The following is a 6094-nucleotide window of genomic DNA, read 5'->3' on the forward strand; positions in this document are numbered from 1 at the left end:
CTTTATTGTAGTGCTCTAACAAAGTTAGAAACAACTTCTTAAATATCAAGCATAATCCGACTAATATTTTTCAAGAAAAAATAAGCACACACATCACCGTTACTCTTACCATTTGATTTTAAGCTGTTTGCAATCTCGCAAGATTCGCTTTATCAAGTTGAGTTTTTGCATATTCCAACGTCACTTCGTACTCTTTCTTATCTTCTGAAGGTATTTCGAACATGACATCCATCATAATCGTCTCCACGATTGAGCGCAGGCCACGAGCACCAAGCTTATATTCTACAGCTTTATCTACAATATACTCATAAACGGCGTCTTCGAAAGTCAATGCTACACCATCCATCTCAAACAGTTTCACATACTGTTTGATGATTGAGTTTTTGGGCTCAGTCAAAATAGCACGCAAAGCCATTCGATCCAAAGGATTCAAATAAGTCAATACAGGTAAACGCCCAATGATTTCGGGTATTAGGCCGAATGATTTCAAATCTTGCGGAGCAATATATTGCATCATATTGTTTTTATCAATAGCCGCTGATTTTTGAGATGCATTGTAACCCACCACATGAGTATTGAGGCGCTGAGCGATTTTCTTTTCAATACCATCGAAGGCACCACCGCAAATAAAGAGGATATTCTTTGTATTGACGGGAATCATCTTCTGATCGGGATGTTTACGCCCTCCCTGAGGGGGTACATTGACAACAGACCCTTCGAGCAACTTCAACAAGCCTTGCTGCACACCTTCACCACTTACATCACGCGTAATAGAAGGGTTATCGCCCTTGCGAGCTATCTTATCAATTTCGTCAATAAACACAATGCCTTGTTCGGCTTCAGCAACATTATAGTCGGCCACCTGTAGCAGACGGGTTAGAATACTTTCAATATCTTCACCTACGTAACCAGCTTCCGTAAGCACTGTTGCATCTACAATTGTAAACGGAACATGCAATAACTTAGCAATAGTACGTGCCAATAATGTTTTTCCGGTTCCTGTACTTCCTACCATGATAATGTTGGATTTTTCAATCTCGACATCATCACCTCCGTCTTTCTGCAAAAGTCGTTTGTAGTGATTGTAAACCGAAACGGAAAGGAAACGTTTTGCATCGGTTTGCCCAATAATGTATTGATCAAGGAATTTCTTGATCTCAACCGGTTTAGGCAACTCTTTCAGGTTTAGGTTAGTGCCTTTGCCTGTGCTCTTTTGGCCTATGCCCATAGCTTCCTGAGTAATCTCATAAGCCTGTGTAGCACAGCTATCACAAATATAACCATTCATTCCTGTAATGAGGAAGCCTACCTCACTCTCTGAACGGCCACAAAAGCTACACTTATTTTTATTTGTTTTTGAATCTGCCATTTTTATTTTTTAATCAACACTTCATCTACCATGCCATATGCTTTCGCTTCTTCAGCAGTCATCCAATAGTCACGGTCCGAATCGGCCCACACTTTATCAAAATCAGTATGAGAGTGATCGGCAATAATTGTATAAAGTTCTTTCTTGATCTTCATAATCTCACGCGCTGTGATCTCAATATCCGAAGCTTGCCCCTGAGCACCACCCATCGGCTGATGAATCATCACACGAGAGTGCTTAAGAGCCGAGCGTTTACCTTCGGTTCCTGCTACCAGTAAAACAGAAGCCATCGAAGCAGCCATACCTGTACAGATAGTAGCCACGTCACTGCTGATAAACTGCATGGTGTCATAGATACCTAATCCGGCATATACCGAACCACCGGGAGAATTAATATAAATGGAGATATCTTTACCTGGATCTACCGAATCAAGATAAAGCAACTGTGCCTGCAAAGTATTTGCGGTATAGTCATCGATCTGCGTACCGAGGAAAATGATACGATCCATCATCAAACGTGAGAATACATCCAGCTGGGTTACATTCAGTTGTCTTTCTTCAAGAATATAAGGATTCAAATATCCGCCTTGCGATCTGATCACATCGTCAAGCACCATGCTATTCATTCCTAAATGCTTGGTTGCATATTTTCTAAAATCTTCCATTGTTAGGGTCTTTTCTTATTTAATTAATTATGCAAATGCAAAGAAACAAAAAAGAACACAGAGACACAAAAAAACACAGAGTTATAATTTTATAAAAACTCTGTGTTTCTGTGACTTTATGTCCTTATCAAGTCGAAAGATTATTCAAACATCTTATTGAAGTCTTCCAATGAAATCGTTTTGTGAGTCAATTTGACTTTATCTTTCAGTGCAGCAGCCAGTTTCACTTCAACCACGCGGCTTACCAGACCATCGATGCTTTCTTTCTTCTTCAACATCTCTTTGGCATAGTTCTCAAGAATATCATCGGGTACGGTCATCATACCATACTGAGCGAATTGAGCCTTAGTTACGTCCTTAGCCATAGCGATCACGTCACTCTCTTCTACTTTGATCTCATTATCCTTAACCAACTGCTCTTTAATTAAGTGCCAAGTCAGCTCCTCAATGCTACGATCAAAGTTTTCAGCTACATATTCTTCGCCTTTTTCTTTGTTGTTAAGAAGCATGATACGCTTAAGCAATGCTTCGGGGAATTCCAGCTTACCCACTTTTTCTACCAACGCCTTACGAGCATCGATCAAGAATTTATAGTCGCTATCGGCAACTAACTGAGCAGCCAATCCCTCTTTTACTTTAGCAAGAAACTCTTCTTCGGTCTTTACTACACCTTCGCCAAATACTTGGTCAAAAATTTCTTGATTCAATTCGCCTTCAACGAAGCGAGTGATCTCTTCAACCTGGAAGCTAAAGTTACCCTTCACACCCATTGTTGCATCTTTTTCGATTTTCAGCAATGATGCCATCTCAGCAGCATTTCCATCAAAAGCGATGAACGGATTGAAAACCAATACATCATTAACCTTTGCTCCGGTAAAGATTGCTTTTTGCTCGTCACTTTTCATGTAAGCAGGCATCAATGTAGCACCTTCTACTTGAATACCACCTTCTTTCGTGCTGCCATTCTCATCCAGTTCTGCGATCAAGCCTTTCAGCATATCTCTATCTTCGTAAGAAGCCACCTGATCGTATTTACCGTTACGTTGAGTATAAGCCTTTACCTGGTTGTTTACCATCTCGTCAGACACTTCGATGTCGTAGAAGTCAATTGCATCGTTAGCACCGATTTCAGCTTTAAATTCAGGAGCCAAAGCGATATCAAACAAGAATTCGAACTCTTCCATAGTGTCAAAGTCGATTTCGGGTTGTTTGTCTTCGTTAGGCAACGGCTCGCCCAGAATGTTTAAGTTATTATCTTTGATGTATCCGTATACTTGTTCTGAAAGCAGCTTGTTTACCTCTTCGGCAACAACAGATTTACCATACATCTTCTTCACCAAACTCATTGGAACCATTCCTTTACGAAAGCCCGGAATCTGAGCTTTCTGGCGAAATGACTTCAACGATTTATCTACTTGCTCTTGATAATCTGCCTTTTCAAGCTTTACTGTAAGCAACGCGCTTACTTTGTCAATGTTTTGTAATGAAACGTTCATTCTGACAATTATTTATTTGATTTATACTATTCTATAATTATAATGAGGACGCAAAATTAGTGTTAATCTTTCAATTATCAAAAAAACGGGGGGAATTATTTCACGGAGAAAGAGATATAAAGCACCTTATATCAAACACCCATTTATCGACGGAACAAAATGATTTTATCGACTAACACACCTTTTTACAATTGAAACTCTTTACGACGAAGTACAAAGCTGTTACTCAAATACTTCTCTCGAACGATCTTATTTTCTGATAGCTCTTCGGGGGTTCCTTGGAAAAGAATTTTCCCTTCAAATAACAAGTATGCACGATCGGTAATACTCAGTGTTTCCTGCACATTGTGGTCGGTAATCAGAATACCAATATTTTTATCTTTCAGCTTCCACACAATCTGCTGAATGTCTTCTACGGCAATTGGATCGACACCGGCAAAGGGTTCGTCGAGCATAATAAATTTAGGGTCGATAGCCAGACATCTTGCAATCTCGGTTCGACGACGTTCACCACCCGAAAGTTGATTTCCCTTATTCTTACGTACTTTTTGCAAACGGAACTCGGCAATAAGGCTTTCAAGCTTATCCTTCTGATATTCTTTCGACTGCTTGGTCATCTCGAGCACAGAAGCGATATTATCCTCCACACTCATTTGGCGGAAAACGGATGCCTCTTGCGCCAAATAACCAATACCGGTTTGAGCTCGCTTATATACCGGATAATGAGTTATTTCCAAGTCGTCCAAGAAGATACGGCCTTCGTTAGGGGTAATCAAGCCCACCGTCATATAAAATGAAGTGGTTTTACCGGCACCATTCGGCCCCAGCAATCCTACGATTTCACCCTGTTTCACATTGATGGAAACGTGGCTTACTACAGTACGCTTACCGTACTTCTTCACCAAGTCTTCGGTACGAAGCACCATCTTGCTTTCTTCCATATCTTTGTTATTTTGCGGCAAATATAGCACAAATAAGCCGAAATAATGTACATTTGCAGATAAAATACAAGGATATGATTAAAGCATTAAGAACGGTCGGGCGATACATGATGCTCATGGGACGTACATTTTCGCGTCCTGAGCGAATGCGCATGTTTTTCCGGCAATACCTAAACGAGATAGAGCAACTCGGGGTAAACTCTATTGGAATTGTACTATTGATTTCATTTTTTATCGGAGCAGTTATCACCATTCAAATCAAGCTGAATATCGAAAGCCCATGGATGCCCCGGTGGACTGTAGGTTATGTAACACGTGAAATTATGCTATTGGAGTTCTCATCCTCCATCATGTGTTTAATTTTGGCCGGTAAAGTTGGATCGAATATTGCCTCAGAGTTGGGCACTATGCGGGTAACACAACAAATCGATGCACTCGAAATCATGGGAGTCAATTCGGCCAATTACTTAATCCTCCCTAAAATAGCAGCAATGGTCACCACCATCCCTATCCTGGTTACATTTAGCATCTTTGCCGGAATCATAGGAGCCTTTGCCACTTGTTGGTTTGGAGGAATCATGACAGCAACCAATCTTGAATACGGTTTGCAGTATATGTTTGTGGAATGGTTCGTTTGGTGTGGAATTATCAAATCACTCTTTTTCGCTTTTATTATCTCTAGTGTATCGGCTTTCTTCGGTTATACCGTAGGTGGCGGTTCGATAGAAGTAGGAAAAGCGTCGACGGACGCAGTTGTATCCAGTAGTGTATTGATTTTATTTGCCGACCTCGTATTAACTAAACTTTTAATGGGATGATTGAAATAAAAAAACTCTATAAATCGTTCGATGGCAAAGCAGTATTAAAGGATATCAATGCCACTTTTGAAAATGGAAAGACCAACTTGATTATCGGACAGAGTGGATCGGGGAAAACCGTGTTGATGAAATGCATTGTTGGCCTATTGGTACCCGAAAAGGGAGAACTGCTTTATGATACACGCAATTTCCTATCGATGGGCAAAAACGAAAAGAAACAATTGCGTCGCGAGATGGGAATGATTTTTCAAAGTGCAGCACTTTTTGATTCGATGTCGGTACTCGACAATGTGATGTTCCCACTGAACATGTTCAGCAATGATACACTTCGCGAACGTACACAGCGTGCTCGTTTCTGTATTGACCGTGTTAACCTGACCGAAGCTGCCGACAAGTTCCCGGGCGAAATAAGTGGCGGTATGCAAAAGCGTGTGGCCATAGCCCGTGCTATTGCACTAAACCCTCAATACCTCTTTTGTGATGAGCCCAACTCCGGATTAGACCCCAAAACCTCTCTTGTGATTGATGAGTTAATACAAGACATCACGAGAGAATATAACATGACGACTATCATTAACACCCACGACATGAATTCGGTATTGGGTATCGGTGAGAAAATCATTTATATATACGAAGGCAGTAAAGAGTGGGAGGGCACCAAAGATGATATCTTTACTTCTACCAATAAGCGATTAAACGATTTTATATTTGCATCCGATTTGCTTCGAAAAGTAAAAGATGTCGAAATACAAAACATGGAAGGCTGATACGATACCTGCCGGCATTCAATAAAAAAGCGCATCCA

6 protein-coding genes are annotated in these 6094 nt (G+C 40.6%); 2 read left to right on the top strand and 4 right to left on the bottom strand.

Annotated elements, in window-relative coordinates:
• Positions 1-118: 118 nt before the first annotated feature.
• The 4 genes from clpX to lptB form a co-directional block, all read right to left on the bottom strand.
• Positions 119-1369: an ATP-dependent Clp protease ATP-binding subunit ClpX gene (gene clpX, locus TY03_RS20245; protein WP_042373314.1), complete on the bottom strand. Its 1251-nt coding sequence runs from the start codon at positions 1367-1369 to the stop codon at positions 119-121.
• A 2-nt stretch (positions 1370-1371) separates the two neighbouring features.
• Positions 1372-2034 carry an ATP-dependent Clp endopeptidase proteolytic subunit ClpP gene (gene clpP, locus TY03_RS20250; RefSeq protein WP_042373315.1) on the bottom strand — a complete coding sequence of 221 codons (663 nt, stop codon included), beginning with the start codon at positions 2032-2034 and terminating at the stop codon, positions 1372-1374.
• 140 nt (positions 2035-2174) lie between these two features.
• The gene (gene tig / locus TY03_RS20255) at positions 2175-3530 is read right to left on the bottom strand and encodes a trigger factor (protein WP_042373317.1); all 1356 of its coding nucleotides are present in this window, start codon (positions 3528-3530) and stop codon (positions 2175-2177) included.
• A 185-nt stretch (positions 3531-3715) separates the two neighbouring features.
• Positions 3716-4471 (bottom strand): LPS export ABC transporter ATP-binding protein, encoded by a 756-nt coding sequence (gene lptB, locus TY03_RS20260; protein ID WP_042373319.1) that lies wholly within the window; start codon positions 4469-4471, stop codon positions 3716-3718.
• A 74-nt stretch (positions 4472-4545) separates the two neighbouring features.
• On the opposite strand from lptB, the gene TY03_RS20265 reads away from it, so the two are divergent.
• Entirely contained in the window at positions 4546-5289 is a 744-nt protein-coding gene (locus tag TY03_RS20265) for an MlaE family ABC transporter permease (protein ID WP_042373321.1), read from the top strand.
• A complete protein-coding gene (locus TY03_RS20270; RefSeq protein ID WP_042373323.1) occupies positions 5286-6056 on the top strand; it encodes an ABC transporter ATP-binding protein in 771 nt (256 codons plus the stop codon). The genes TY03_RS20265 and TY03_RS20270 overlap by 4 nt, the downstream gene beginning before the upstream one ends.
• Positions 6057-6094: the final 38 nt, after the last annotated feature.

Source organism: Bacteroides neonati (assembly GCF_000499785.1).
Classification (GTDB): domain Bacteria; phylum Bacteroidota; class Bacteroidia; order Bacteroidales; family Bacteroidaceae; genus Bacteroides; species Bacteroides neonati.